23 protein-coding genes are annotated in these 26,806 nt (G+C 64.2%); 8 read left to right on the top strand and 15 right to left on the bottom strand.

Going from position 1 to position 26,806, the window contains the following annotated elements:
* Window positions 1-32 precede the first annotated feature (32 nt).
* The 3 genes from ABNX08_RS17025 (at window position 33) to ABNX08_RS17035 (ending at window position 2,675) form a co-directional block, all read left to right on the top strand.
* Window positions 33-686 (top strand): protein-L-isoaspartate O-methyltransferase, encoded by a 654-nt coding sequence (locus tag ABNX08_RS17025; protein ID WP_349607999.1) that lies wholly within the window; start codon window positions 33-35, stop codon window positions 684-686.
* A 13-nt stretch (window positions 687-699) separates the two neighbouring features.
* On the top strand, window positions 700-1,023 hold the full coding sequence (locus ABNX08_RS17030) for a rhodanese-like domain-containing protein (RefSeq protein WP_022536297.1): 324 nt from the start codon (window positions 700-702) through the stop codon (window positions 1,021-1,023).
* A 134-nt stretch (window positions 1,024-1,157) separates the two neighbouring features.
* The gene (locus ABNX08_RS17035) at window positions 1,158-2,675 is read left to right on the top strand and encodes a TolC family outer membrane protein (protein ID WP_349607997.1); all 1,518 of its coding nucleotides are present in this window, start codon (window positions 1,158-1,160) and stop codon (window positions 2,673-2,675) included.
* 61 nt (window positions 2,676-2,736) lie between these two features.
* Here ABNX08_RS17035 and ABNX08_RS17040 read toward each other — a convergent pair whose 3' ends face one another.
* On the bottom strand, window positions 2,737-3,567 hold the full coding sequence (locus ABNX08_RS17040) for an META and DUF4377 domain-containing protein (RefSeq protein ID WP_022536299.1): 831 nt from the start codon (window positions 3,565-3,567) through the stop codon (window positions 2,737-2,739).
* A gap of 282 nt (window positions 3,568-3,849) precedes the next feature.
* On the opposite strand from ABNX08_RS17040, the gene ABNX08_RS17045 reads away from it, so the two are divergent.
* Window positions 3,850-4,947: a glycosyltransferase family 4 protein gene (locus ABNX08_RS17045; protein WP_349607995.1), complete on the top strand. Its 1,098-nt coding sequence runs from the start codon at window positions 3,850-3,852 to the stop codon at window positions 4,945-4,947.
* 8 nt (window positions 4,948-4,955) lie between these two features.
* Here ABNX08_RS17045 and waaA read toward each other — a convergent pair whose 3' ends face one another.
* The 3 genes from waaA to ABNX08_RS17060 are packed head-to-tail and all read right to left on the bottom strand — an operon-like array spanning window position 4,956 to window position 8,717.
* Window positions 4,956-6,245: a lipid IV(A) 3-deoxy-D-manno-octulosonic acid transferase gene (gene waaA, locus ABNX08_RS17050; RefSeq protein WP_349607993.1), complete on the bottom strand. Its 1,290-nt coding sequence runs from the start codon at window positions 6,243-6,245 to the stop codon at window positions 4,956-4,958.
* On the bottom strand, window positions 6,245-7,351 hold the full coding sequence (gene waaC, locus ABNX08_RS17055; RefSeq protein WP_349607991.1) for a lipopolysaccharide heptosyltransferase I: 1,107 nt from the start codon (window positions 7,349-7,351) through the stop codon (window positions 6,245-6,247). The genes waaA and waaC overlap by 1 nt, the downstream gene beginning before the upstream one ends.
* Window positions 7,332-8,717, bottom strand: a complete 1,386-nt coding sequence (locus tag ABNX08_RS17060) for a phosphomannomutase/phosphoglucomutase (protein ID WP_349607989.1) — start codon at window positions 8,715-8,717, stop codon at window positions 7,332-7,334. The genes waaC and ABNX08_RS17060 overlap by 20 nt, the downstream gene beginning before the upstream one ends.
* Window positions 8,718-9,032: 315 nt before the next feature.
* Between ABNX08_RS17060 and ABNX08_RS17065 the strand changes: the two genes are divergently transcribed.
* The 4 genes from ABNX08_RS17065 to ABNX08_RS17080 are packed head-to-tail and all read left to right on the top strand — an operon-like array spanning window position 9,033 to window position 13,895.
* Complete coding sequence (locus tag ABNX08_RS17065) at window positions 9,033-10,187, top strand: glycosyltransferase family 4 protein (protein WP_374063684.1); 1,155 nt, start codon at window positions 9,033-9,035, stop codon at window positions 10,185-10,187.
* Complete coding sequence (locus ABNX08_RS17070) at window positions 10,187-11,506, top strand: sugar transferase (RefSeq protein WP_349608070.1); 1,320 nt, start codon at window positions 10,187-10,189, stop codon at window positions 11,504-11,506. Before ABNX08_RS17065 ends, ABNX08_RS17070 begins: the two co-directional genes overlap by 1 nt.
* The gene (locus ABNX08_RS17075) at window positions 11,506-12,639 is read left to right on the top strand and encodes a glycosyltransferase (RefSeq protein ID WP_374063618.1); all 1,134 of its coding nucleotides are present in this window, start codon (window positions 11,506-11,508) and stop codon (window positions 12,637-12,639) included. The genes ABNX08_RS17070 and ABNX08_RS17075 overlap by 1 nt, the downstream gene beginning before the upstream one ends.
* Window positions 12,639-13,895 (top strand): oligosaccharide flippase family protein, encoded by a 1,257-nt coding sequence (locus tag ABNX08_RS17080; RefSeq protein ID WP_349607985.1) that lies wholly within the window; start codon window positions 12,639-12,641, stop codon window positions 13,893-13,895. Before ABNX08_RS17075 ends, ABNX08_RS17080 begins: the two co-directional genes overlap by 1 nt.
* Window positions 13,896-13,922: 27 nt before the next feature.
* Here ABNX08_RS17080 and ABNX08_RS17085 read toward each other — a convergent pair whose 3' ends face one another.
* From ABNX08_RS17085 to rfbA, 11 genes are all read right to left on the bottom strand, one after another.
* Window positions 13,923-15,026, bottom strand: a complete 1,104-nt coding sequence (locus tag ABNX08_RS17085) for an MraY family glycosyltransferase (RefSeq protein WP_349607983.1) — start codon at window positions 15,024-15,026, stop codon at window positions 13,923-13,925.
* Window positions 15,027-15,035: 9 nt separating this feature from the next.
* On the bottom strand, window positions 15,036-15,830 hold the full coding sequence (locus ABNX08_RS17090) for a glycosyltransferase (protein WP_349607981.1): 795 nt from the start codon (window positions 15,828-15,830) through the stop codon (window positions 15,036-15,038).
* The gene (locus ABNX08_RS17095; protein WP_349607979.1) at window positions 15,814-16,857 is read right to left on the bottom strand and encodes a glycosyltransferase family 2 protein; all 1,044 of its coding nucleotides are present in this window, start codon (window positions 16,855-16,857) and stop codon (window positions 15,814-15,816) included. The genes ABNX08_RS17090 and ABNX08_RS17095 overlap by 17 nt, the downstream gene beginning before the upstream one ends.
* Complete coding sequence (locus tag ABNX08_RS17100) at window positions 16,854-17,786, bottom strand: NAD-dependent epimerase/dehydratase family protein (RefSeq protein WP_349607977.1); 933 nt, start codon at window positions 17,784-17,786, stop codon at window positions 16,854-16,856. Before ABNX08_RS17100 ends, ABNX08_RS17095 begins: the two co-directional genes overlap by 4 nt.
* Complete coding sequence (locus ABNX08_RS17105; RefSeq protein ID WP_349607975.1) at window positions 17,783-19,066, bottom strand: glycosyltransferase family 4 protein; 1,284 nt, start codon at window positions 19,064-19,066, stop codon at window positions 17,783-17,785. Before ABNX08_RS17105 ends, ABNX08_RS17100 begins: the two co-directional genes overlap by 4 nt.
* A complete protein-coding gene (locus tag ABNX08_RS17110; protein ID WP_349607973.1) occupies window positions 19,063-20,079 on the bottom strand; it encodes a glycosyltransferase family A protein in 1,017 nt (338 codons plus the stop codon). Before ABNX08_RS17110 ends, ABNX08_RS17105 begins: the two co-directional genes overlap by 4 nt.
* A gap of 14 nt (window positions 20,080-20,093) precedes the next feature.
* Window positions 20,094-23,042, bottom strand: coding sequence for a glycosyltransferase (locus ABNX08_RS17115; protein ID WP_349607971.1), 2,949 nt, complete (start codon window positions 23,040-23,042; stop codon window positions 20,094-20,096).
* Complete coding sequence (locus ABNX08_RS17120) at window positions 23,035-24,459, bottom strand: ABC transporter ATP-binding protein (protein ID WP_374063619.1); 1,425 nt, start codon at window positions 24,457-24,459, stop codon at window positions 23,035-23,037. The genes ABNX08_RS17115 and ABNX08_RS17120 overlap by 8 nt, the downstream gene beginning before the upstream one ends.
* Window positions 24,404-25,222, bottom strand: a complete 819-nt coding sequence (locus ABNX08_RS17125) for an ABC transporter permease (RefSeq protein WP_349607969.1) — start codon at window positions 25,220-25,222, stop codon at window positions 24,404-24,406. The genes ABNX08_RS17120 and ABNX08_RS17125 overlap by 56 nt, the downstream gene beginning before the upstream one ends.
* A gap of 146 nt (window positions 25,223-25,368) precedes the next feature.
* The gene (gene rfbC, locus ABNX08_RS17130) at window positions 25,369-25,923 is read right to left on the bottom strand and encodes a dTDP-4-dehydrorhamnose 3,5-epimerase (RefSeq protein ID WP_349607967.1); all 555 of its coding nucleotides are present in this window, start codon (window positions 25,921-25,923) and stop codon (window positions 25,369-25,371) included.
* The gene (gene rfbA / locus ABNX08_RS17135; protein ID WP_349607965.1) at window positions 25,920-26,798 is read right to left on the bottom strand and encodes a glucose-1-phosphate thymidylyltransferase RfbA; all 879 of its coding nucleotides are present in this window, start codon (window positions 26,796-26,798) and stop codon (window positions 25,920-25,922) included. Before rfbA ends, rfbC begins: the two co-directional genes overlap by 4 nt.
* Window positions 26,799-26,806 lie beyond the last annotated feature (8 nt).

The following is a 26,806-nucleotide window of genomic DNA, read 5'->3' on the forward strand; positions in this document are numbered from 1 at the left end:
GACAGCGGTTGGCCTTGGTAAGGAATGGCAAGATGGATCTCGAAAAAGCCCGATTCAACATGATCGAACAACAAATCCGCCCGTGGGACGTGCTGGACCAGGAAATCCTGGACCTGCTGGCGGTGGTCAAGCGGGAGCAGTTCGTCCCGACCGCGTACGCCTCGCTGGCGTTCGTCGACATGGAGATTCCGCTGCCCGCCGGGCAGAACATGCTGCCGCCGCGGGTGGAAGCCCGCATCCTGCAGGACCTGGCCGTGCGCAAGCATGAAAACGTGCTGGAAATCGGCGCTGGCTCCGGCTACATGGCCGCCCTGCTGGCCAACCGTGCCCGCCACGTGCTGACCGTGGACATCGTCCCTGAGCTGGTCGAGCTGGCCCGCACCAACCTGGCCAACGCCGGCATCACCAACGTCGACGTGGCCGAAGGCAACGCCACCGACGGCTGGAGCGCCGCCGCGCCGTACGACGTGATCTGCATCTCGGGCTCGCTGCCGGCCATCCCGCAGTCGATCCTGTCGCAGGTCAAGGTGGGCGGGCGCATCGCCGCCTTCGTGGGCGAACTGCCGGTGATGGAAGCGCGCCTGATCACGCGCGTGTCCGAGACCGAGTACCAGGTCGTCAACCTGTTCGAGACCGCGGTCAAGCCCCTGCAGGGCGCGGCCCGGCCCTCGCAGTTCCAGTTCTGAAGACGGAGTCATCATGCAGGTCATCAAGCCGACCGAACTGGCCCAGTGGCTGGCCGACGCCAGCCGCGCCAAACCGGTCCTGCTCGACGTGCGTGAAGGCTGGGAGGTGCAGACCTGCGCCATGCCCGGCATCACCCACATCCCGATGCGAGACATCCCCGCGCGCGCGGCCGAGCTGGACGAGGACGCCGACATCGTCTGCATCTGCCACCACGGCATGCGCAGCATGCAGGTGGCCGCCTACCTGGAGCGCCAGGGCTACGGCAAGGTCTACAACCTGACCGGCGGCGTCGACGCGTGGGCCAGCGAGGTCGACCCGGCCATGCCGAAGTACTGAAGCCAGCCGCGGCCTGCCGGTAACCGACCGGCAGGCCGGCCGCGACCGCGGCAGTCCTGGGCAGGCACCCAGGCAGCAATCCGAAGAAGAAACGACCGTAGGCCGTGGCCCGTGCCCGGCAACCTGGAGGTGTCATGACGTTTGCGCCCAACGCCCTGTCCGGAGCGATCCGGACGCGCCTGGCGATCGCGGTTTCCCTGCTTGCCCCGCTGTTGGCCGTGATGCCCGCGGCACCGGCAAGCGCGGCCGACCTGCTGCAGGTCTATCGCGATGCGCAAGCCAATGACGCGCAGTTCGCCAGCGCCCGCTCGCAGTTGCTGGCCACGCGCGAGAGGCTGCCGCAGGGGCGCGCCGGGCTGCTGCCGCAGGTCATCGGCACCGCTGGCGCGTCGCGCACCAAGCTTGACCAGACCGCGTCGCTGCCGCTTGGCACCGGCGCCAGTGCCTCCGGCACGCGCTTCTTCAACAACAACAACTGGCAGCTGCAGCTGAGCCAGCCGCTGTTCCGCTGGGACCGCTGGGAAACCTACAAGCAGGGCGAACTGGCCGCGCTGGCGGGCGAAGTCACCTTCCACCAGGCCGAGCTCGACCTGATCACGCGCGCAGCGCAGGCCTACTTCGACGTGCTGGCGGCGCAGGACAACCTGTACCTGGCGCGCGCGCAGAAGAAGGCCATCGGCGAGCAACTGGAGCAGGCCAAGCGCAACTTCGAGGTCGGCACCGCCACCATCACCGACACCAACGACGCCCAGGCCCGCTACGACCTGGCGACCTCGACCGAGATCGCCGCGCAGAGCGACCTGGAGATCCGGCGCGCCACGCTGCAGCAGATCACCGGCAAGCCGGTCGACGAAGTGCTGGGCCTGCGCACCGAGGCGCCCATCCCCGGCCCGCAGCCGCCCGATGTCAACGCGTGGGCCGCGCAGGCGGAGAGCAGCAACCTGCAGGTCAACTTGGCCAGCTACAACCTCGAGACCGCGCAGCGCGAGACCAACAAGGCCAAGGCCGGGCATTTGCCGTCGGTCGACCTGGTGGCGTCGTATGGCTACACCAACCAGACCGGCAGCGCCACGCAGGCGATCTCGACCCACTACAACGCGTCGCAGATCGGCGTACAGCTGACCATGCCGATCTTTGCCGGCGGCCAGATCCAGTCGCGCGTGCGCGAAACGCTGGCGCTCGCCGACAAGGCCGCCAGCGACCTGGAATTTGCCCGCCGCACCGCCGCGCAGACGGCGCGGCAGACTTATTCGGGCGTGTCCAACGGGCTGGCGCAGGTGAAGGCGCTGGAAGCCGCGGAACGCTCGGCGCAGAGCGCGGTGGAGTCCAACCAGCTTGGCTATGAGGTGGGTGTGCGTATCAATATCGACGTGCTCAACGCCGAGGCGCAGCTGTTCTCCACCCGCCGCGACCTGGCCAGGGCGCGTTATGACACCATCATGAACGGGCTGCGGCTGAAGGCTTCCACCGCCGTGCTGCAGGAGTCGGACGTGGTGCAGATCAATACGCTGCTGACCTCGTCGCCGGGCGCGTTGTACAAGCTGCCGGTGCCAGCGCAGGCGAACGGCAAGGTGCCGGCAAAACCCGCGTCCGCGGCCGAACGCCGGGGCGGGCGGCGTGAAGCGATTCCGGCCGGCACGCCGCGCTCCTGAGCTGCGGTCACAAAACAAAACGGGCCGCGATTGGCCCGTTTTGCTTTGGTGACGGCTTACCCTACCGTGCCCGCGTGCGCGACTCCACATTCAGCAGCTGCCACCGGATCGACGACGCATCCGCCGGCGGGTTCGGCACCTGGTACTCGCGCACGCGCAGCTTGTAGGACACGCCCTGCTCGAAGTCCAGCCCTTCGATCGGGCCATACCAGAGCTGCCACGGCGCATCGGGCGATTCGCGCCAGCGGTAGCACATCATCTTGCCGACGCCCGTGCACTCCACTCGCTGCGAATCGATATAGACGGTCTTCTCCACCCCGCCCGCATCCGTGCGCGCGCCGCGCTTGCCCACGCCTTCACGCTCGACAAACTGCAGCAGGTCGCCACTGGCGGTCTTCCAGACGATCTGCCGGCCGGTGCTGCCCGCCGACGGCTGCGTGCCGACGGTGGCGAACGGCGTCTGCATCGCTTTGAGCAGCGCGGATTCGAGCTCCATGCGCGCCGGCGGGCAGGCCATGCGCGTGCCGGCGACGCGGTCGAAGCGGATGCCGGTGTCGGTCTTGCCATAGCTGCCGGTAAAACGGTTGCAGCCGCTGGTGCCGCTGACCGTGCCCTGCGCGGCATCGATGCCGTCGTTGAACTCGAAGATGATGGGCTCGCCGTTGTCGCCATGCGGGATGTCGCGCAGCGTACCGTCGGCTTGCTGCCAGCGCACCAGTTCCCAGCGGCTCGGGCCGGAGGGCTGGGTCTGGTTCAGGCTGGCGCCGGCACTGGGCAGGCCCGGCGCCGGGCCGGTGGTGCAGGCGGCAAGTGTGGCGGCAACGGTGACGAGGGCAAAGGCGGCGCAGCGCAGGCCGATCGTCCGACAGTTACCACGAAGGGATGTCTGCATAGGGGAAAGCTCCTGTGACAAGGCGCCGGGGCCATTTGCGGCCATCGGCGCTACATGCTGGCTTAGAGCCTGGCGGATTCATGCAAGTTCAGCATTGCCGGCTGCACAATGCTGCCGCGTAGTGTACCGCGCTGGCATTTCATGCCACGATCCGCCACCATCGCGGCGCAAACCCAAGGATAATTGCGGACCCGCCCTGCCCTCCGACTCTATCGCCCTGGTAGCCATGCATCGCCATAACCCGCGCGCAGCCAGCCGCTACGCCGCGCCACAGCCGCACCCATGACGGGCCGCCGTATCTGCTTCCTGACCGGCACGCTCAACGCGATGGCGGGGGCCGAGCGCATGACCGCGACCATCGCCAACGCGCTCGCGGCGCTCGGCCACCACGTCACCATCCTGAGCCTGTGGGATACGGCCAGCCAGTTCCCGCTGCATCCGGCCATCCGCCATGAAGCGCTGTTCGCGCAGCGGCCGTCGTTCCGGCGCGAGTATCTCGCCACCGTAGCCGGCATCCGCCGACATTGCGCCGCGCACCGGACCGAGGTGCTGGTGCAGGTCGACACCATGCTCGCGCTGTTCGTGCTGCCGGCCACCGCCGGCATGGGGCTGCACCATATCGCGTGGGAGCATTGCCACTTCGACGAGGATCTCGGCAAGCCGGCACGCAAGCTCGCCAGGCGCCTGGCGGCGCGCTTCTGCCGGCAGGTGGTGGTGCTGACGGAACGGGACCGCAGCCGCTGGCTGGAAGCCCTGCGCCCGCGCTGCGACGTGGTTTGCCTGCCCAACCCGCTGCCCTTCCCCATGCCCGCCACGCCCGCTCCGCGTACTCGGAAGACCGTGCTCGCCATGGGGCGGCTGGTGGCGGCAAAGGGCTTCGATGTGTTGCTGCGCGCCTGGCAGCAGGTCGCGGCACAGGAGCCGGAATGGCAACTGCTCATCCACGGCGAAGGCGAGGAGCGCCCTGCCCTGACCGCGTTGGCCGCGCAGCTCGGCCTGGAAGGCCGGGTCAGCCTGCCGGGCGTCTGCCACGACCCGGCGCAGGCCTATGGGCGCGCGTCGGTGTTCTGTCTGAGTTCGCGCTATGAAGGCTTTGGCCTGGTGCTGATCGAAGCCATGGCCTTCGGCCTGCCGATCGTATCGACCGATTGCGAGACCGGGCCGCGCGAACTGCTCGCGCCGGGACAAGACGCACTGATCGTTCCCGCGGACAACGCCGAGGCGCTGGCCTCGGCGCTGCTGACGGTGATCCGGGAGCCGGAAACCGCAAGCCGGCTTGCTGCCAGCGGCCGGGCCAAGGCGAACGGATTTGCGCTGGAGCGGATTTCCGCGCAGTGGGACGCGCTGGTCAAGGCGCCGCCATCCGGCGCGGCGCCTTAGTCGTCAGCTCAGTTTTCCAGCGCGGGCGCCAGCGCGGCCAGCGTGCGGACGGTCGCGCCGCGATGCAGGCCGGCAAAGGTCTGCGCATGCGCACGCATGTCCGCCAGGCGCGCCGGCTCGGCCAGCACCCCGGCAGCGGTACGTACCAGCTCATCGGCATTGCCGACGCGCAGGCACGCACCCGCGGCAATCGCATCCTCCGTCGCCTGCGCGAAGTTGAAGGTATGCGGGCCGATCAGCACCGGCGTGCCAACCGCGCAGGCCTCGATCAGGTTCTGCCCGCCCAGCGGCATCAGGCTGCCGCCGATAAAGGCGAGGTGCGACGCGGCGAAGTACATCGCCATCTCGCCCATCGAGTCGCCCAGCACGATATCCGCAGTGATCGGGGCCTGCACCTTGTCGAGATCCAGCGCACTGCGGCGTTCGACCGAGAACCCCGCCCGCGCCGCCATCGCCGCCACTTCATCGAAGCGCTGCGGATGGCGCGGGATCAGCAGCAAGGCCGGGCGCGGCACATCGCCGGCCAACGCCTGCCATCGCGCGAAGGCGTCGAGCAGCAGGGGCTCCTCCCCTTCGCGCGTGCTGGCGGCCGCGAGCACCTTGCGTGCGCCGAACGCCTTGCGCAGCCGTTCGCCCAGCGCCACGCCCGCCGGTGCGGGCTGCATGTCGAACTTCAGGTTGCCGGTGATCTGCACCGCCGGCACGCCCAGCGCGCGAAAGCGCTCGGCATCGCCGGCCGTCTGCGCCAGCACGCCCGCAAAGTCCCGGTACATCGACGCCGCCGCGCGCCCGAAGCGCGCCGTGCGCCGGAAGCTGCGCGGCGACAGGCGCGCGTTGACCAGGTACAGCGGCACCCCCGCCTTGCGCGCACCGTGCACGACGTTGGGCCACACCTCGGTCTCCATCAGCACCCCCGCCTCCGGCCGGAAATACCGCATAAACCGCCCCACCAGCCACGGCAGGTCATACGGCAGGTAGCACTGCAGGATGCGCGGCTCCTTGCCGAACAGCTGCGCGCCGGTCTGGCGACCGGTCGGCGTCATGTGCGTGAGCAGCAGACGGTGGTGCGGATAGGCACCGAGCAGGGCTTCGATCAGCGGCTGCGCGGCGCGGGTCTCGCCGACTGACACGGCGTGGACCCAGAGCCACGGGCCTTTCCTTGGCAGGTTGCCGTAGACACCCAGGCGCTCGCCGACATGCTGCACGTAGCCCGGCTCCTTGCGCGCGCGCCATGCCAGGCGCAGCAACGCTAGCGGCAACACGGCCAGCCACAACAGGCTGTAGATCAGGCGCAGCATCAGGCAGGCACCCCGCGCACGCGGCAGGCGGCCTCGTAGACTTCATCGACCGATGGCACCACGCCGTCGTCGCCGACATTGGCGATGCGCTCGGACCAGTAGCCCTCGGTCTTCCAGCGCCAGGTGGCGGTGTAGATTTCCACCGTGGGGCGGCACAGCGCCGCGGCGATATGGACCAGACCCGTATCGACGCCGATCACGACCTCGGCCCGGTTGATCAGCCCGAAGCCCTGCATCACCGAGAATCGCGGCAGCACCTGCGCCTGCGGCACGCCGGCGGCGATCTCTTCGGCGGCCTGGCGCTCTTTGTCGTTGCCCCACGGCAGCAGCATGGCCAGGCCCTCGGCGCGCAGCCGGTTGCCCAGCGCGTGCCAGTTCTGCACAGCCCACTTCTTGCGCGCGCCGGCCGTCGCATGGAAGCACACGGCATAGCGCGCCGGCAGGTCCGCCCACAACGAATCCTCGACATGCAAGGACTGCGCGGCCGGCCCGAAGAACCGCGGCGGCTCCGCCGGCGCCATCCCGGTCAGCGCCGCGCCCAGCAAGCGCGAGCGGCGCACCGAATGGGTCTGGCGCGGCACCTGCACCGGATCGGTGTACAGCAGCCGTGCCGCCGGCTCATAGCCCGAGCCCTGCGTGGCATTGCCGAGCCCGATGATCGGCGCACCCGGCGCGCGCGTGGCGACGCGCGCGACCACCGCGGTCTTGAGCAGACCCTGGCTTTCGATCACGGCGTCATAGCGCTCGGCCCGCAGCGCATCGCGCACCGCGCCGATCTCGCGCCAGGTGCCGCCCTGCAGGATGCGCTTGCGCCAGCGCCGCAGCGCGAACGGGATCACGCGGCGCACTTCCGGCAACAGGCGCACCAGCTCGACGTAGCCCTCTTCCACCACCCAGTCGATCTCGGCGTCCGGCCAGCGCATGCGCAGGTCGTGCACCAGCGGCATGTTGTGGACCACGTCGCCCAGCGACGACACCTTGACCAGCAGGATGCGCGGCCGCTCCGGCAACGGGAACGGCGCCGCCGCCGGCATGGACTGCACCACCCCGGACGCGTCCGGCGATGCCTGTGGCACCGCCGTGCGCTCAGAACGGGAGCTGAGCATCCGGCTTCTCTGCCAGGATCACGCGCTTGAACTCCGTCTGGATGCGCGCCAGCGCGGCGTCATTGTCAGCCTCGAAGCGCATCACCACCACCGGCGTGGTGTTGGACGGACGCGCCAGGCCAAAGCCATCGGCATATTCCACGCGCACGCCGTCGATGGTGATCACCTCGCGCGCGCCTTCGAACTTCGCGTTCGCCTTGATCTTGTCCAGCAGCGTGAACGGCTCGCCCTCGGAACACTTGAGCTGCAGCTCTGGCGTGTTGTTGGCGTTCGGCAGCGCGTTCAGCACCGCGCTCGGATCGGCGTGGCGCGACAGGATTTCTAGCAGGCGCGCGCCGGTGTACAGGCCATCGTCAAAGCCGTACCAGCGGTCCTTGAAGAACACGTGGCCGCTCATCTCGCCGGCGATCGGCGCACCGGTTTCCTTCAGCTTTGCTTTCACCAGCGAATGACCCGTCTTCCACATCAGCGGCTCGCCGCCGTGCTGGCGGATCCACGGTGCCAGCTTGCCGGTGCACTTGACGTCGTAGATCACCTGAGCGCCCGGATTGCGCGACAGGATCTCCTCGGCGAACAGCATCAGCTGGCGGTCCGGGAAAATCACCTGCCCATCCTTGGTCACCACGCCCAGGCGGTCGCCGTCGCCATCGAAGGCCAGGCCCAGCTCGCAGTCGGTCTCGCGCAGGCACTTCATCAGGTCCTGCAGGTTTTCCACATGCGCGGGATCGGGGTGGTGGTTAGGGAAGTTGCCGTCGACATCGCAGAACAGCTCCGTCACCTCGCAGCCCAGGCCGCGGAACAGGTCGCCGACGAAGGCGCCGGCCACGCCGTTGCCGGCATCCAGCGCGATCTTCATCGGACGGGCCAGCTTGACGTCGCCGATGATGCGGTCGAGGTACTTTTGGCGCACATCGACTTGCTTGTAGGTGCCGCTGCCGCTGGCGAAATCCTTGGCCTCGATGCGCTGGCGTAGGGCCTGGATCTGTTCGCCATAGATCGCCTGGCCGGCCAGGACCATCTTGAAGCCGTTGTAGTCGGGCGGGTTGTGGCTGCCGGTGACCATGAGGCCGGAGGTGGCGCGCACGCCATCGATCTCGATATTGGTGGCGAAGTACACCATCGGGGTGGCGACCAGGCCGATGTCGATCACGTCCAGGCCGGCGGCACGCAGGCCTTCTACGAGGCCGGCGATGAGGTCGGGGCCGGAGAGGCGGCCGTCGCGGCCTACTACGACGGTTTTTTCGCCGAGTTCTGCAGCGGCCGAACCGAACGACAAGCCAATCAGGCGTGCGACGTCGCGGGTGAGCGTTTTGCCCACGATGCCGCGGATGTCATAGGCTTTGAAAATAGAAGGTTCGATTTGCATATGGCTTCCTGTCAGTCTGTCGGGCGCGACGCACACTGCCAAGACGTGGACGACGACACCAGATCGGGCTCTTGGAACGAATCAAAGGGGCTATTTTGCCGGATTGCGCGACTGGCGGGCGGTATAATCGCCGCAATATACGGGACCGGCGCAATTTTCAGCGTCTGTCCTACACCTGAAGCTACACTTCGCCGCCCGCCAGGCCGCGCCTTTCGCTATCCGGTCGCATTGGACCCGACGGCGATTGCCCGACAATACGGAAGCTGCCATAACTCGCCGGTGCTTTCCGGCCAAGTGGCGGTTGCGACCTAGCTAATTTCGTACGCACACTTGACGCCCACCGCACAGCCTTCGCCGCGCCTGCGCATCGCTTATCTGATCACCAATTCGGAGATCGGGGGGGCGCAGTCGCATATCGGTGACCTGCTGCAGTCAATGCAGGGTCGCGCCGAAACCGTCTTGCTGGCGGGCGGCGAGGGGCCGCTGTTCGATATCGCCACCCGTACCGGGGCGAAAATCATGCGGCTTTCCCGGCTCGACAACGCCCTTTCTCCCTGGCGCGCCGTTACCGCATTGCGCGAGCTGGTGCAAGCGCTGAAGACGGCGGCCCCTGACCTGATCCATGCGCACAGTGCCAAGGCAGGCGCGCTTGGCCGCATCGCCGGCTTCCTGCTGAGAATCCCCGTGGTCTACACGGTGCATGGTTTTGCCTTCAAGCCCGAAGCGCCGTGGCGCCAACGTCTTGCCGCGCGCGCGGCGGAGTGGCTGCTGGCGCCGCTGGCGTCGCGCGTGATCTGCGTCGCCGAGGCCGAGCGCCGGCTGGCCCGGTCACTGCCGGTTCCCGCCGATCGCATCGCGGTGATTGCCAATGGCATTCCGGACACCGATCATCGCGCGGCGCCGCAAGCGCCGCTGCGCAGGATTGTGATGGTCGCGCGCTTTGCCGCGCCAAAGCGACCCGACGCGGTCATCCGCGCGTTTGCGCGAGCGAATCTGCACGATTGCGAACTGGTGCTGGCAGGCGACGGCCCGCAGCGTAAAGCCATGGAGCAGCTCGCACAACAGCTCGCGCCCGGGCGCATACGTTTTCCGGGCAATGTAGCGGAAATTGCCGCCCTGCTGGCGTCCGCGCAGGCCTTTGTGCTGGCCTCGGACCATGAGGGCTTGCCGCTGTCGGTGCTCGAAGCCATGCGGGCCGGACTGGCCGTGATCGCGTCGGACCTGCCCGGCATCCGCGAACAGATCGGGCACAACAAGCATGGGCTGCTGGTCGACCACAATGACGAGCCCGGGTTTTCTGCAGCGCTGGAACGCCTTGCCTCAGACGCCACGCTGCGTGGCGCGCTCGGCAGTGCCGCACGCCTGCGTTGGGAGCAACACTATGGGCTGGAACGGATGACCGAAGCGACCTGGTCCGTCTATCGCGATGCACTGGCGCGCACGCCTCGCGCCGCCCGGGTGCCGACATGATGAACACAAAATCCGACAGCCTGCGCCGCCACGCCCTGCGCCGCCACATCGGCGGCTCCGAGACGGTGCGCCGCGTGAGCCGGATGCTGACGTGGGCGGTGCTCGGCCTGGCGTTGTTCGCGATCAGCGCGGTATTCGCCGAGATGGCCCATCGTGCGGGCTTTGTCACCTACGTGTTCACGCGCACGTTGCTGTGGTCGGTGGTGCCGTACCTGTTCGCGTTCATGCTGCTCAACCGCTCGCTGCACCTGCCAGCCATGGAAGGCAACAGCCTGGCGGGGCTGGCGGTCACGCTGCCCTTCTGCGGGCTGCTTTTTGCCTTCGCCGCGTTTCATATCGAGTATTCACGAGGCGCCCTGCTGCTGGCATATGTCATCACGCTGGCCTGGATCTGGGCCGGTTACCGCCGCTTCGTGCAGAACTACGTGCCATTGTTCGGATATACCGATTCGCACACATTGACGCAGCTCGAGGCAATACTCGCCATGCCCGGCGCCGCACCGCCAGCCCGCATCCGCTTCGAGCCGGTTGGCTCGCTGGAGGACGCCAGGCATTTCGACGGCCTGATGGTCGAGCGCAGCGTCACCGGCGATCCGGAACGCACGCGCCTGCTCGCGCACTACAAGATGAGCCATGTGCGGATGTATTCGGTGGAGCGCGTTGGGGAAATGCTGACCGGGCGCGTCGGCCTGGCACATATCGACGAGAACTTCCTGGACGACTACGCGGCCCATTACCTGTACGGCTATCTGAAGCGTGTGGTCGATATCGTCACCGTCCTGTGCCTGGCGCCGATCGCCGTGCCGCTGGGCTTGGCCGTCGCGCTCGCGATCCGGCTGGAAACGCCTGGCGGCGCCATCTTCCGCCAGCAGCGCGTCGGCCTCTTCGGCAAACCCTTCGTGATGCTCAAGTTCCGCAGCATGGGCGTCGACAGCAGCGCGCCCGCCATGTTCGCCGCACGCCGCGATCCGCGTGTCACGCGCGTCGGCCGAGTCATCCGCAAGTACCGCCTGGATGAGATCCCGCAGCTCTGGAACGTGCTGCTGGGGGATATGAGCCTGATTGGTCCTCGGCCCGAACAGGCTCCGATGGTAGATCGCTTCTCCGAGACCATCGCCTATTACCCCTACCGCCACCTCGTGCGGCCGGGCCTGTCGGGTTGGGCACAGGTGCAGCAGGGCTATGCCGGCAGCCATGAGGAAACCGTGACCAAGCTGAGCTACGACCTGTACTACGTCAAGCACTGTTCACTTGCGCTGGATTTGCTGATTGCGGTGAAGACGCTGCGGACGCTGGCAACCGGCTACGGGGCGCGTTGATGTCTGCCGTTGGCGGACGCGCTGGACAGCGGCCCTTGCGTATCCTGCTCGTTACCACGGGGCTCAAGCTTGGCGGCGCCGAGCAGCAGGTCGCCGCCCTTGCCCGCGCCTTCGTCGAACTTGGCAACGAGGTTGCCATCCTGAGCCTGACCGCGGGCCGGGAAATCGAACTGCCCCCCGATATCGCCGTCACCGAACTCGGCATGCGCAAGACACCCCAGTCGATGCTGGCGGCACTGCGCAAGGCCAGACAGATCGTGCTTCGGTGGCAGCCCGACGTCATCCATGCGCACATGGTCCACAGCAACCTGTTTGCCCGGGCGCTGACTCGGCTGGGCCGCACTCCGCCTTTGATCTGCACTGCGCACAGCGCGCGGGAAGGCGGCAGGCTGCGCGCCATGGCCTATCGCATGACTGACCGGTGGTGCACGCTGACCACGCATGTCAGCGATGCCGGCAGGGACGCCATGATCGCCAGCGGCGCGGTACCGGCCCGACGCGTCACGGTGATCCCCAATGGCATTGATACCGGCCGCTTCCGGCCAGACGACGCCTCGCGCGAGCGCGCACGTCGCGAACTCGGCCTGAGCCCTGGGAATGTACTGCTGCTGAACGTCGGCAGGCTGGTCCCCGAGAAGGACCAGGCCATGTTGATCGAGGCATTCCGTGAAGTGGCCGCGCTGGTTCCCGGCACACGGCTGATGATTGCCGGCGATGGACCGCTGCGGTCAGACCTGGCGGCCAGGATCGCGCAGCACGGGCTGAACGACTCCGTCCTGCTGGCCGGCGCAAGAAGCGACATCCCCGAGCTGTTGCGGGCGGCCGACGTCTTCGTGCTGTCGTCGCGAATCGAAGGCATGCCACTTGCCGTGGGCGAAGCGCTGGCCAGTGGCCTGCCTGTGGTCTCCACGGCCGCAGCGGGCGTATCGGAACTGGCGGGCGGCACCGCCACGCTGACGCCCGTCGGGGACGCGCATGCCCTGGCGCGCGCCCTGCGCGAAGCGATCGCCCGGCTGCCAGGCACGCAGGCCGAACGAGACCGCCGCCGGCAGCAGATCGTCAGCCGCTTCGATGTGGCAGCCGTGGCCCGGCAATGGCTGGCGCAGTACCAGGACCTGAAGGAAAAACACTGATGCGCCGCAGAGTCGCAGGCAATCTGCTCTGGATGCTGGCCGACCGAGGCCTGCAGGTGGCCGTGGGGATCGGCGTCGTCGCCATGCTGGCACGCGCGCTCGGCGCCGAGGGCTTCGGGCACTTTCAATACGCGCAGTCGCTGGTGTTTATAGCGGCGTCGATACCGCTGCTGTGCTCGGCGGAGGTGGTGGTGCCCCGGCTGGTGGCAATGGCCACGCCGGAGGCGAGGCATGTTCTGGTCGCACACGCCTTCGCGATTCGAGTGACCGCCGGCATAGCCGGCTACGCGCTGATGTGCCTCTGGCTGGCGATCACGCAGCAGCCCGCCGACACCTGGTTTCCTGCCGCCATTCTCGGTACAGCCGTCATGATGCGCGAGCCGTTCGGCGTCGTGATCGCGTGGATGCAGGCGCGCACCCACAACCGGCCCAACGTCGTGTTCAACCTGGTCGCCCTCGCGGCAAAGGCTGGAATGATCGCAACGCTGTTCTTTGCCGGTGTGGAACTGGTACCTGCCTATGCCACCGCATTCGCCATCGAGCCGCTGATCGCGGCAGTGCTGCTCACCTGGTACTACTTGTCCCGCGCCCCCCGGGTCGTCCCGTCGCACGAACCGGCGCTCACTCGCGAACTGGTACGCGACGGCTCGCTGTTCTGGATCAGCTTTATGCTGATGGTCGCCGCGCGCCGCGCCGACCAGTTGATCCTGAAGCCGGCCGTGCCGCTGGCCGAACTGGGGACCTATGCGGCCACCATGCAGGTGCTCGACAACTTCACCACCATCGCCACCATCCTGGCCGCGGGCGTGGCGCCGATGTACGTGTTCGCGCAGCAATCTGCCGCCGCTGCGCGTCGCAACGTACTGCGCGTGGCGGCGGGCATGTCGATCATCGGCGTAACCGGTGCCACCATTCTTGCGCTCTGTGCCGAGCCCGTGGTGCGACTGCTCTACGGCCAGGCCTTCGGGGAAACCGTGGTGCTGTTGCGACTGGCGGCCCTGGCGTCCACACTGATTTTTGCCGACGTTGGTCTGAGCTTGTTGCCCGTCTACCTGCGCAAACCACGCTGGGTGGCGATCAAGTGGGGACTCGTCCTGGTGACCACGGTCGTCGTCGACATTGTCGCGGTCCCGCGTCTTGGCGCCCGTGGCGCGGTCCTCGGCTACGCGGTTGCCAACGCCGTCGCCGTCATCTTTGGCCTGGTCCTGGTGGTCCGTACCAGCCGCGCCACCACCACCGCGACGGTCTCTGCTTAAATCCGGCCGGAATCCACAGCAAGGGTCTTACTCAGTGTCGTCCCGAACGCCGAACCCACGCTTGCCGCGCAAGACAATGCGACGACCGACCCGGAGGCAACGCCATGCGTTGCGCATCAACAGCAAGTGAACCGCGGTGACGCCCAGGAACGCAAGGAACAGCACCTGCTCCGAGACCCCCTGCTTCCAGCCATAGACGCCGATAAAGCCCAGCAGCGCATTGCTGACAAGAATGACCCACACGATCGCGTCGGGACTCAGGCCAAGGCGAAGTAGCACATGGTGCAAGTGTGTCCGGTCTGCGGACAATGGATTGCGACGCTTCATTGCCCGGCGGATGACCACCACAAGCAGGTCAATCAGTACGAATCCGAGCACCCAGAGCATCACGACGGGCGGAACACGCTGACCATTGTTGTATGGCTTCTGGGACAGTTCCACCGCGAACCAGACAATGCCATATCCGAGCATCAGACTGCCGGCGTCACCGAGAAACACGCGCAGGCTCCCCCGGAAGGGATTGCGCATATTGAAGATCAGAAAGCCGAGAATTGCGCCGCAGAAGATGACGCACACACGCTGGGCGGCCAGGTTCCCGAGTTCACCGGCGAGGTAACTGAACCAGCCAAAGACGATAAGAGACAGCCCCCCAGCCAGACCATCGAGCCCGTCGCTCATGTTCATGGCATTGATCACGGCGACCACGGCAAAAAGCGTGAGCGGGATGGCCCAGTTTGCCAGTTCGATTTCGCGCCTGCCGAAAATATCGCCCAGCGACGTCAGGTAGACGCCGCCCCATGACGTCATCAGGATGGCGGCAAACAACTGTGCGGCAAGCTTGGCCACCGGCGACATGCCCTGCATGTCATCGATCAGCCCGACGAAGGCGAGCAACGTCAGACCACCCAGCAATGCCACGTAATAGCCCTGGTTGCGCATGAACAGCAGGCAACCCGCCCATATGGCCAGCGTTACGGCAATGCCCCCGACCAGCGGCACGGCGCCATGGTGACGCTTGCGGTTGTCGGGGCGGTCCAGCAGACCGCCGACCATTGCCACCGGGCGCAGGAGCAGGACACCCAACGCCGAAACCAGGAAGGCAAAGGACGGGACCCAGAAAAAGTCGAACATGGAATCGTTTTAATAATTGTTCATTTGCCGGGCGGCTACATTGCCAAAGCGGAACCGCCAGTATGCGCCGGATGTGAACAACCTCAGCATGCTGCCCAGATGCCAGCGCAGGTAACGGAATCTGCGATGGCTGTCGCGGCGCGCATCATGCATCACTATTGCCTCGTTTGTCCACGAGACGGTTCCGCCATCCAGCCAGGTGCGGAGGCAGACGTCGACATCCTCACAATAGAGATGATATCGGTCGTCGAAACCACCCAGTCGCTTGAATACCTGTGCATCAAACAGAAGGAACATGCCAGCCGCCCAGTCCACCGGAATCGTCCCTTCACTCTTGTAGTCCGGAGACAGGCGCTTTTTCGTCAGTCTGGCGAGCGCACGCTGAAAGAGGACGGAAGGCCGCGGCACTTTCCGCGCGCTGTCTTCGATGGTTCCATCTTCCGCCACGACACGCGGCGCGACAATGCCCGGCCTAGCCCTCGCTTGCGACAAGAGTGCAGGAAAGGGATTCTCGATCAGCCGGACGTCGGGATTGACGACACAGAAATACGGCGTGTTGCAGTAAGCGAACGCGGCATTGTGGTTGGCGCCAAAGCCCTTCGGTTCGATATTCCGGATATACCGGACATCCAGGCCAGCGAACCCGTCATCGGCGCCGCGGTGCTCGCGCAGATTCTCGGTGACAATCACCTGCAGCGGCAGCTCCCTGGCGATCGCGGACAATTGTCCGATCAGCGGGCGCATCAGTTCCCATTGACCATGGCTGACCAGCGAAACCGTCAGCAATTTAGCGGTCGGTTCCACGGCCTTGCCTCGCTTCTACCAGTGCGCCGCCACGGCCCTTGATGCCGTCGATGATGCCTTTGGTCATCAATCGGATCCGCCTGAAGCGCGGCGACATGCCGAGACCGAAAAACACTGCAAACTGCGACAGGCGGTACAGATGCGTAATCCGCCAGGCAATGCTCATCGGCGTCGTCAGCAGCATGCGCACCGTATTCCGGAACATGTAGTAGTCCCGCACCGGCGAGTGCACGGGTACCTCACGCCAGCGGCCGAGCCATACACGGATGACACTATCGCCCAACGTGTGGTCCAGCAGGGCGCCGCACACGCCTAAGATCTCCCAGCCTTGATGGCGAGCACGCAGGCACCATTCGGTATCGACGTGGTCGATGAAGTAGCCTTCGTTCATAAGTCCCACCGCATTGAGCGCCTCGGCGGGAATCAGGCAGCCCGACGCGATCAGGAAATCGGCGGGCACGATGCCATCGGCGGCATCGTCGCAGCCGCAGCGGCGCACGCCCCGCCATGTCAGGCGAACAAACTTGGAGGCCGTCCCGGTCCGGCGATCGATCGATACCGGCCCCACCGCGGCGACCTTACCGCCGGCGCCGCGCCGCGCGCCGAGCGCGCCGAGAAGGGCTGCAACCATGTCGTCGTGCGGCAGGCTATCGTGGTCTGATAACAGCACGAACTCCGCCCCCGACTTGAGGGCCAGCCGGATGCCGACATTCTGCGCTGCGGCGATGCCTTGATTGGACTCCAGCGCGATCAGACTGACGTCGTCGCGCGCGCAGGCCTGTTCGAGGCACTCCCGCACGGGCGCATTCGAGCCATTGTCGATCACGAACACATGACCTACCTGACATGCCAGCGCCACCAGTAGCTGCTGGAAATGCTCCACCTCCGGATTCATTGTGACCACGACAGAGCAAACCTCTAGCGCGCGACGTCCCGGTGCAGTGGGCTGGTCGAGCGACATGGCGTCGGCGTGCAGAGCGGCCCGTCCCGGTACCGCCGGCAAAGAAGGCGCCATCGGCAGGTTCATCGACCGCCCAAAGCCCGGACCGCTTGGCGATAGACCTCTTTGAGGCCCTCTTCCAGTCCGGTCTCTGCCGTCCAACCAAGTTGCACCCGGGCACGGTCGACTGCCAGCACGTTCACCGGCACATCAAAATCACGCTGAGGACCGCGGGTGACCTGCAGCGGGCGTCCGCTAATCCGTTCGAGATGACTCAGGATGGCGTTGAGGCTATGCCCCTGGCCGGAGCCTATATTGAAGACTTTGTCCTCGCCGGAATAGATCGCAGCGCGCACCATTGCCTGCGCCACATCGGCGACGTGCACGTAGTCACGCACCACCTCGCCGTCGCCCCAGATATCGATCGACTGGCCATTGATTATCCGGTCGATAAACGTCCCGATAGCACCCTGCCCTCGGCCGGCCCGTTGTCCCGGGCCATATGGATTCGAAACCCGCAGCACGCAGTAGTCGAGCCCGTGAAGCACATGGAACAGGTGCAGGTATTTCTCGATAGCGAGCTTGGTGATGCCATACGAACAGATCGGGTCTGTGGCATGGGTCTCGTCGATCGGCAACTTGTGGGGGACGCCATAAACTGTGCCCCCCGACGACACAAATACCACCTTGCGCACCCCCGCCTTGCAGGCTTCCTCGAACATTGCGATGGAGCCGGCAATATTGGTGCTGACATCGAAGATGGGCTGCTCGTTGGAAGACTTCGGCAGCGTGGTGGAAATCAGGTGGAAAATCGTGTCCCGGCCGGCCAGCGCGCGGCTCACAAAGTCACGATCGGTGAAATCCCCATAGTGGGCTTCCGTCTGCGCACGCACCTCCGCGGACAAGCCGGTGCCCTCATGCCGGTCAACAATGCCACAAGAATAGCCAGCCTCGACGAGCGCCCGGACAAGATAGGAGCCGATAAATCCTTCTCCTCCAAATACTATGGGTTTCATATCCTCTCCATTTCGCCAATCTGGCTCGGAGCGCGCAGCGCCTCGAGATAATCATAGAATCGATTGCCTTCGCGCTCCCAGTCGGTCTCATGCGCGAATCGCAGCCCTGCTTCACGCAGCGCGTGCCGGGCGGCATCATTGTCGATCAGCGTGCAGATCGCATCGGCGATGGCCGGCACATCGGAATCCACCAGCTTTGCCACGCTGTCGTCAAGCAGCCATTCGACATATGGGCCGCGATTGCTGACTACCGTGCAGCCGCACGCCATCAGTTCCACCGGCAATAGTGAGGCGTTAGAATATGACAGTACCAGCGCCACATCACAGCTGTGAAAGAGCTCAGGCAGGTCTTCGAGCGCCATCACGCCCCGATCGACGAATCGGAATGGCAGCTGATAGGCGCCGAGGTCCCACCCGGCCATAACGATCTCAACGTCCGGATGCCGCTTCGCCACCTCGGCCAGCACCAGCACGCCGATCTCGAATGCGCGCCGCAGGGTCGGCGGCCTGGCATAGAAGAACACTCGCCGCTTATCGTTGGCGGGTCGCGCCTGCACCGGCGGCTTATACAGGTCCTTGTCGTACGAAAAGCCGAGCGGGAAGGTCTTCATGCCGTATTCGGCGGCCAGCTTGCCGGCCAGCCAGTTGCCAGCAGTGACTCCGGTGAACCCAAAGCCATAGGTATTTTCGGCGAAGACATGATCGGTGCCGTGCGCGTAGAAATACGGCTCGAAGTCCTGGACGAAATAGCATTTGTGACGAACGCCACGCGCCGCGGCCACGCTGTAGGCAGTGTTCCAACTGGTAGCGAAGACGAATTCGGCAGGCGGCATGGTCTCTATGCCCAAATAGACTTGGGCCTCGACCGGGAAAAAGTTCTCGCGGATCGCGGTTCGCGCTTTCTCGGCGCTCGCAAACTGATGCTTGCCGTCGAGTACGATCGCGCAGCGGTATCCCCGCTTCTCCAGCGCACACACAAAACGGAAGATGTTCAGATGTCCGCCTGAGCCGATGCCGAAATCGGGAATGACCCAGTTTACGGTGCGCGCGGGCACCACGGCCGCCGGGTCCTCCGGCACCACCTCGCGCAGCACGAAGTCATAGGCCTGTTGGATGCTGGAGACCGACGCGCGCTGTCTCCATTTGGTGCGCGCAGCCTTTGGCGACACGGCCAGCGCAAGGAGCTCGCGCGAGCCGCGATGCACCAGGAATAGCAGAAACTGTCCCCAACCGACCTTGCGCCGGATGTGATTGAGCTGAATCCAGAGCCGCCGTATCACTTTGCGGCTCCCGACTCGCTGGATCCTGCTGGCTGGGTACCAACATATTTCTTCTTAGACTGGTCCAGCGACAGCTTGGACACCAATGGATGGTGATTCCATTCGCTGCCGAGGTAGAAGCCGAGCTGCTTGGCGATGTTCAGCAACGGTGCCTTCAGCAGCCAGCCCGTCCACCCCGGTATAGCGCGGCGGTGGCTCAGCAGATAGAGAATATCGGCGCCGCCGGAGCGCATCGACTGCCGCACCGCGGCGCGGAAGGTCGGGCACAGGCGGTACCCGAACAACCGCCGGAACGCTGCCGATTCGTCAAAGCTGCGGCGCAACGTTTCGTAGACGCCGAAGTCGTGGCTATGGAAAACCGCTGCGTCATCGACATACACCTTGGCGTAGCCAGCCTCGATGATCTGCTTGGCCCAAATCTGGTCTTCGGCGAAATCCACATCGGGATATGGAATGCTTTCCCATACCGAGCGGCGGATGCAGGCGTTATTGTCCGAGAAAAAATGCAGGACCTGACGGTAGCCTTCTTCCCGACGATAGCGCTCGGTGTCCTCTAGGCGGGCCACCGGATTCTGGCGGGCGAAACTGTCGAAATGCAAGGCCAGGTCGCGCTTGACAAAGGGGTTAGCGTCCTCATATGGCAGATGCCGGCCAAAAGCCCCCGCGATATTTGCATCACTCTCCAGCGCGGCCACCATTCTGGCGAGCCACTGGTCATTCTCGGGCAATGCGTCCTGAGTGATCACGGCGATGAATTCGCCGTGCGACAGGCCCACTCCAAGATTGCGCGTGCGGCCATGGCCGAACTCCGCCGGAGGAATCGTATGGAGACGAACATGCGGATATTGTTGGCACACCGCGAGCGTGCTGTCGCTAGATCCCGAGTCGATGACGAGAATCTCGAATGGCCACGGGGTCTTTTGCAGAGCCACGCGCGCGAGCACCTCAGCGAACCTGGGTCCACCATTCTTCGTCGGAATCAAGACCGTGGCCTTGGGCGTCGTTTGTTGCATCCCGTCCCTTCCCGCTACCTGGCCGCCGCCATATTCCGCACGCGACGCGCCATACGCCACACTGCCGCGCCACCGGCACGGGCCACCGCGAACGTACGCGGGAATCGCGCCAACCGGGCCACGATGCTGCGCGCCGCCTTGACCGATGCACGGTTCATCTCAGCGGTCAGATAGCTATGCTCGGCACGCAGCCGGATCAGCTCGGATCGCATGCTGCTCTCTTCATCGCGCCAGTTACGCATCACGGCCTGGAGCCTGAAATTTTCGAAGCGCGGCAGACCTTCCATATTTCGCGCGAGGCGACGCATCGCCGGCCATACCTTGTAAGTGCGGAGCATGGAGCCCGCCCGCACTCGGTACAGGCAGCCCACCTTAGGAATGACACCGATCCGGTGTCCCGACGAAGCCAGCTTCAGGTAAAGCGCCCAGTCTTCCCACATCGACTTCTCGCTCTCGTCCCAGCCGCCCAGCTGGCGCAGCACGCTGGTGCGATAGCCCGAATTCGCATGCCCGAGATGATTGTCAAGCTGCGATGCCACGATGCCGTCGCCCAGTGGTCGGTAGACATAGCCACCAAACTTCTGATCGTTGAAGTCCTCGTCCTCGTTGAAGGCCTTGAGATACGGGACAGCGGCGGCACACGCCGGCTCCGCATCGAAACGGCGAACGATATCGCGCACAAAGTCACTGAGCGGCACATCGTCTGAATCGATGTTGATGACGTATTCAGAATGGGCAGCGGCGAGCCCGGTATTGCGGGCGCCCGCCAGCCCCTTGTTCAGTGGGTGCCGCACCAAGCGGTAGGGAATTCGAAGCTCGCTCGCCAACACTGCCTCCAGCCCCTCGGCATAGCCGGGCTGGGAGGCGTCGTCGACGAACACGACCTCGGCCGGCAGCATGCTCTGGTTATTGAGCCCGAAGATCAACTCACGAATGAACTGGAGCTCGGTATTGAAGACCGGAACGATAACCGTTGCGCGGCCGTGAGTGGGCTCCAAACTGACCGAGGCAGCCGACTCACCGAGCGCGCGGGTGGCCTCGTTGATGCGGTGCTGCGTGGCGGTCATAGTCGCAAGGAAATCCAGGCGAAGTTGATGGCGGTCCTGCCCCGGCAGGTCGATCAGCGCGATCATCTGGTCCAACAGCGCAGACTTGTTGACATCGGCCAGCAGCATTTCGTCGAACGGTGCCGCGAACAGTTCCACCACCCCGCCCGCTCGCGCCATCAGCGGCAACGCACCAGCGAAGGTGACGTCCAGCAGGGCGAACGGATGGTTGTCGCCAAGGTAAGGCATCACGCAGAGCGACTGATCGGCGTACTGGGCTACAGCCCGCATCGCTGCCGTACGGCTCAGCGAGGGCATGTCCACAATCTCGAACAGCTCGTTCAGCTTCTCCAGGCGCGCCGTGTCTTCCAGGCTCTCGCTGACGCGCGGCCCGATAAAGACGATGCGCTTGACACCGCGCTCGCGCAGCAATTTGCCGTCATCCGTTGCCGCGGCTTCGAGGAACAGCCCATACCCCTTCATTGTCGAACGCTTTCCAAAAAACACCAGCGTATCGACAGGGCGAGTCGTCGCGATCTCCACTGGAGCTGCGTGATACGGATAGCGCAGCAATACCACCTTGTGATCCGGCACAGCAATACCGATATCGCGATACAAGCCCAGCAAGAAGACCGTCGGGAACACGACGCGGTCAGCGTTCTCAATCGAAATCTTTTCGCGCTCGGCCACGCCGAAATGCGTGCCACCATACCAGGTCTGGTTGGCATTCTCCAGATAGTGCGTGGCGCCGTGACAATGCACGATCAGTTCTACCCACTGGGGAAACATGGCCGCGCGCTTTGCCTGAGCCAAGCGGCAACCCAAGCCCTGATAATCCGCGTATTCGATCTTCTCGATATCGGGGAAATAGAACAGCAGTTGCAGTGCGGCCTTAAGGATAAGGTCCTCAATGGGCAACGCCATGTCTACTTCGTCGACCAGCAAACCGGGCACGATCAGGCCATGACGTTGAAAATCCTCGGGGCGCAAGCCCTCGTCCTGCCCGACGAACAGGCACAGGGTATTGTCGACCCCGTATGTCAGCCTCTGCTCAGCGACGAAGGTGCCGATTCCCCCGGTGTTGTGTAACCCAGCATATTCACTGGTGACCAGCAATTGCCGAGGCAGTGACGGACCATGCAACAAGCCTGCGTGGTTCAGGAAGGCAATGTAGTTCTCTCGTGCGCAGCGCACTTCGACAAAAATTGTCGAGTCCATCTCATCGAACTGGTTGGCACGCGTAAGACCGCATCGCACGATCTCGAAACCCGACGCATGGCAGTACGCGGCCAGCTCATCTATGGTCCACTCCCGCAAGTGGGATTCGTTCTCGGGGCGGCAGTCAGCCCCCTCGTAGCCGAGGCGGCTGCGATCCGGAGTCGAGATGATCAGGCGATTCTGCTCGTGCCGCATCAGCACAGAGCGCAGCCGTGCAATCAGGGGGCGCGGATCGGCCAGGTGTTCGATGACGTCGGACAGGATCAACAATACCGGCTCGCCGGTGTCCAACTCGTGTGACACGCGGGATAGTTCCTCGTTCGACGTCAGGTCGCATTCGAGCCAGCGGCGCGTCGGAAAGGTGCGCGAGACGATTTCCAGTGAACCATGAAAATCGAGTCCAGCTGTCTGGAAGTCGGTTTCTGGGAAGAAGTGCACCAGCTTTTCGCCATTGCCGCAGCCGATGTCGATAATGCGGCCGATGCCGGCCTGATCTGCGATGGCGCGCGCCTCGGCATATACATCAGGTTGCCAAATGACGTGATCGTGTGGCGTGTCCTGATAGATCGCATTGATTTCGCGAGCCGGACCTGCACAGGCGAAATTCTTCTCCGGCGTGGTAAGGCGAAGGTCCAACTTCTCCGGTATCCGAGGGTTGTGCAGCCGGATTGGCGCGGAGGAGAAATTGATTTTACTCATGAGGGTGACCCGATAGTTCTCGTTCTGGAGCCGGGGCTCCGTCAAGGCTTTTGCGTTCGAGGTGCGGCGCGGATTCGGTCTGGCAGATCTCAGCCGGCAGGCGCACCGCTCCCCAGAATTTCCGATTGCCCGTCACGCAGATCGCGCAGAAGTCATACAGTCCATAGCACTCCTGGTAGCTCTGCAGTGAATCGTGACGCGCCACGCCCGCAATCAGCAGGTACTCGCCCGGTGCCAGTTCCGTCTTGATGCGCGCGGTCAGCACGTGACGCTCGCCGGCGCGTATGGGACCGATGGCCTCGCCGGTATAGAACGAATGAGCGCCGCCGATCAATGTACCGGAGCGGTCGCGAATGCCGACGCCGAAATCGATTTCCGGATAGTCCGCGGTAAAGCGGACGACCAGCTTGATCGTCATCCAGTCGCCGACCAGGTAGTTCAGGCTGGTGTTGCCATGCTCGTCGAGAACATAGACGTCCTCGATATAGGCCGACTCGTCGCCGACCACGTGATCGCGTCGGACCGGAATGGGCTCGGCCGTGGGCAGTTGGCTGGCGCCGTAGTTAGCAACCAGTTCCGACGATGTCGTCGCGCACGCCGTGACGGCGGGCGGGGCCGGTGGCGCCAGCGCCGGATCGTCGCGGCTCATTTTGTAGTAGATGTTTACTGCATCGGCGGTGGCGCCCTCGAATACCTTCCGGCCGCGGTCCAGCACGATGGCGCGGGTGCAAATGCGCTCCACCGAATAGGTATCGTGCGTCACGAAGAACACTGTGCCACCGCTCTCGCGGAATTCGTCCAGCTTGCGCATGCAGCGCGCCTGGAAGAAGACGTCCCCCACTGACAGGATTTCGTCGACGACAAGGATCTCCGGATCCAGCGAAATGGCGACCGCGAACGCCAAGCGCGCATACATCCCGCTGCTGTAGGTCTTGACCGGCTGATCGATGAATTCGCCGATATCGGCGAACGCCGCGATCTCTGCGAACTTCTGCTCGATCCGCTCGCGCGACATGCCGAAGATTGACGCGTTTAGGAACACATTCTCCCTGCCGCTAAATTCGGGGTTGAAGCCCGCGCCCAGTTCGAGTAACGCGGTGATCTTGCCATGAATGGCAATATCGCCACCGCTGGGTGTCAGCGTGCCGGAGATCATTTGCAGCAGTGTCGACTTGCCGGAACCGTTGCGGCCCAGCACGCCGATGGTTTCGCCACGTTTCACGTCGAGCGACACGTCGTGCAGTGCCCAGAATTCGCGATAGTACTTGCGGCGTCCGCGGAACAGCATCTGCAGCAGGCGATCCCTGGGCTTGGAATACACCTGATACATCTTGCTGACGTTCTTGACGGAAATAACGGTATCAGATGACATCAGCAAATCCTTTCCGCGAGCGCTGGAACCATATGATCCCGCCAAAGAACACCGCCAGGCTCACTGCGAAATACACGGCCAGGCCAGACCAGTCGGGGGCGTGGCCGCCGATCAGCAGGGCGCGGGATTGTTCGACCACGAACGTAATCGGGTTCAGGTACAGGATCTTCTGCAGCCGCTCGGGCAATGCGCTCGCCGGATAGAACACCGGCGACAGAAAATTGAACACCACTGTAATCAGGCCGATTGATTGCGCGATGTCGCGGATATAAACGCCCAGCGATGCCAGCACCCAGCTGACGCCGAGAAGCAGCAGGCAATACGGCACGATCAGCAGCGGCAAGTAGAGCCCGGTGTAGGGCACGCCACCCCGGAACAGGATAATGGCCAGCACTAGCACGAGTAAGCTGACCGCCGCATGGAAAAGCGCCGACAGGCATGTCACTACCGGCAGGATCTCCAACGGAAATACCACCTTCTTTACGAAATTGGGATTCGAGACGATAAGCAGCGGCGCCTTGTTTATGCACTCGGCGAAGATCTGGAAAACCACCATGCCCGTGAACAAGGTGATGGCGAAATCGGCCTTGCCGTCGCCGCCGACGCCCCAGCGCGCTTTGAACACGTAGCCGAACACGAAGGAGTACACCGCCAGCATCAACAGCGGATTGAAGAACGACCAGAGCAACCCGAAGACCGAACCGCGATAGCGTCCCACCACATCGCGTTTGGTCAGCTGCCAAGTTAAGCCGCGCTTCTCCCAAAGCAGTCTGATGACCGCTGGTGGAGTTACGGGGAAATGTTGCATAGAGCTAGAATCCGTTCAGACAATCGCGGCGCCGGGCCCCGCGGGCCCGCGTCGGCGAATATTCGTACAGCAATTTCGAAATGATCGGGTCAATGCTGTGGCATGCTATCGACCGCGCATTGCGCTTAAAAAAAGCAAGTCTCCCGTTACTCGTAGCAATCGGCCTCGCGCAGCAGGTGCGCCCCGCGATCTTTCTCTGCCATGACCGGCTCGCCACCGTTCAGGGGCCACTGGACTCCGATCGCGGGATCGTTCCAGAGCACGGCGCGTTCGTGCTCTGGAAACCAGTAGTCAGTGGTCTTATAGAGAAAGTCCGCCGTCTCGCTCAGCACCAGAAAGCCATGCGCGAATCCCTCCGGGATCCAGAGCTGGCGCTTGTTCTCTGCCGACAGGCTGACGCCGACCCATTTCCCAAAATTGGGGGAGCTCCGGCGGATATCCACAGCCACATCAAATACCTCACCGGCTGTCACACGCACCAGCTTGCCCTGCGGATTCTGGATCTGATAGTGCAGGCCGCGTAGCACATTGCGCGCCGAGCGCGAGTGGTTGTCCTGGACGAAGCTGCGTTTGATTCCAGTTGCCTCTTCGAAAGCTCGCTCGTTGTAGCTCTCGAAAAAGAAGCCTCGTGCGTCGCCAAAGACTTTTGGCTCGATGATCAAGACTTCCGGCAGTGCAGTAGGAATGACGGTAAGACTCATTTGATCGCTTCCGAAATAATCTGCTGCAGATACTTGCCGTAACCATTCTTCGCCAGCGGCGCCGCCAGCGCAGCTACCTGCTCCGCATCGATCCACTTGCTGCGGTAGGCAATTTCCTCCGGACACGCCACCATCAGCCCCTGCCGGTTCTGCAGCGTGGCGATGAAGCTGGCGGCCTCCAGCAGCGAGTCGTGCGTGCCGGTATCCAGCCATGCATAACCGCGGCCCATGATCTCCACTTCCAGCTGCGTCATCTCCAGATAACGCTTGTTCACGTCGGTGATCTCCAGTTCGCCACGCGCCGAAGGCTTGATATCGGCAGCAATGTTACAGACCTGGTTGTCGTAGAAGTACAGGCCGGTCACCGCATAGTGGGAACGCGGCTTGGCCGGCTTCTCTTCCAGCGACAGCGCGCGAAAGTTCTCGTCAAACTCGACTACGCCATAACGCTCCGGGTCATGCACGTGATAGGCGAAGACGGTCGCACCTTCCTGTTGCTTGGCGGAACGCGTGAGCTGGCGGACCAGGTCGTGGCCATGGAAAATGTTGTCGCCCAGAATCAGCGTGGACGGATCATTGCCAATGAACTCGCGGCCGATGATGAAGGCCTGCGCCAGCCCATCCGGCGAAGGCTGCACCGCATACTGCAGATTGATCCCCCACTTGCTGCCATCGCCAAGCATGTCGGCAAAGCGCGGCGTGTCTTCCGGTGTCGAGATAATCAGGATGTCACGAATCCCTGCCAGCATCAGCGTGGACAGCGGATAGTAAATCATCGGCTTGTCATAGACCGGCAGCAGCTGCTTGGAGACCGATCGCGTGATCGGATAAAGCCGAGTGCCGGAGCCTCCGGCGAGAATGATGCCCTTGCGCATGATGTCTA

Source organism: Cupriavidus sp. DF5525 (assembly GCF_040149425.2).
Taxonomy (GTDB): Bacteria; Pseudomonadota; Gammaproteobacteria; order Burkholderiales; family Burkholderiaceae; genus Cupriavidus; species Cupriavidus pickettii_A.

Coding starts and splice junctions, on each gene's coding strand:
- ABNX08_RS17025 (WP_349607999.1), top strand. CDS start 33: ATGGATCTCGAAAAAGCCCGATTCAACATGATCGAACAACAAATCCGC.
- ABNX08_RS17030 (WP_022536297.1), top strand. CDS start 700: ATGCAGGTCATCAAGCCGACCGAACTGGCCCAGTGGCTGGCCGACGCC.
- ABNX08_RS17035 (WP_349607997.1), top strand. CDS start 1,158: ATGACGTTTGCGCCCAACGCCCTGTCCGGAGCGATCCGGACGCGCCTG.
- ABNX08_RS17040 (WP_022536299.1), bottom strand. CDS start 3,567: ATGCAGACATCCCTTCGTGGTAACTGTCGGACGATCGGCCTGCGCTGC.
- ABNX08_RS17045 (WP_349607995.1), top strand. CDS start 3,850: ATGACGGGCCGCCGTATCTGCTTCCTGACCGGCACGCTCAACGCGATG.
- waaA (WP_349607993.1), bottom strand. CDS start 6,245: ATGCTGCGCCTGATCTACAGCCTGTTGTGGCTGGCCGTGTTGCCGCTA.
- waaC (WP_349607991.1), bottom strand. CDS start 7,351: ATGCTCAGCTCCCGTTCTGAGCGCACGGCGGTGCCACAGGCATCGCCG.
- ABNX08_RS17060 (WP_349607989.1), bottom strand. CDS start 8,717: ATGCAAATCGAACCTTCTATTTTCAAAGCCTATGACATCCGCGGCATC.
- ABNX08_RS17070 (WP_349608070.1), top strand. CDS start 10,187: ATGAACACAAAATCCGACAGCCTGCGCCGCCACGCCCTGCGCCGCCAC.
- ABNX08_RS17075 (WP_374063618.1), top strand. CDS start 11,506: ATGTCTGCCGTTGGCGGACGCGCTGGACAGCGGCCCTTGCGTATCCTG.
- ABNX08_RS17080 (WP_349607985.1), top strand. CDS start 12,639: ATGCGCCGCAGAGTCGCAGGCAATCTGCTCTGGATGCTGGCCGACCGA.
- ABNX08_RS17085 (WP_349607983.1), bottom strand. CDS start 15,026: ATGTTCGACTTTTTCTGGGTCCCGTCCTTTGCCTTCCTGGTTTCGGCG.
- ABNX08_RS17095 (WP_349607979.1), bottom strand. CDS start 16,857: ATGAACCTGCCGATGGCGCCTTCTTTGCCGGCGGTACCGGGACGGGCC.
- ABNX08_RS17100 (WP_349607977.1), bottom strand. CDS start 17,786: ATGAAACCCATAGTATTTGGAGGAGAAGGATTTATCGGCTCCTATCTT.
- ABNX08_RS17110 (WP_349607973.1), bottom strand. CDS start 20,079: ATGCAACAAACGACGCCCAAGGCCACGGTCTTGATTCCGACGAAGAAT.
- ABNX08_RS17115 (WP_349607971.1), bottom strand. CDS start 23,042: ATGAGTAAAATCAATTTCTCCTCCGCGCCAATCCGGCTGCACAACCCT.
- ABNX08_RS17125 (WP_349607969.1), bottom strand. CDS start 25,222: ATGCAACATTTCCCCGTAACTCCACCAGCGGTCATCAGACTGCTTTGG.
- rfbC (WP_349607967.1), bottom strand. CDS start 25,923: ATGAGTCTTACCGTCATTCCTACTGCACTGCCGGAAGTCTTGATCATC.
- rfbA (WP_349607965.1), bottom strand. CDS start 26,798: ATGCGCAAGGGCATCATTCTCGCCGGAGGCTCCGGCACTCGGCTTTAT.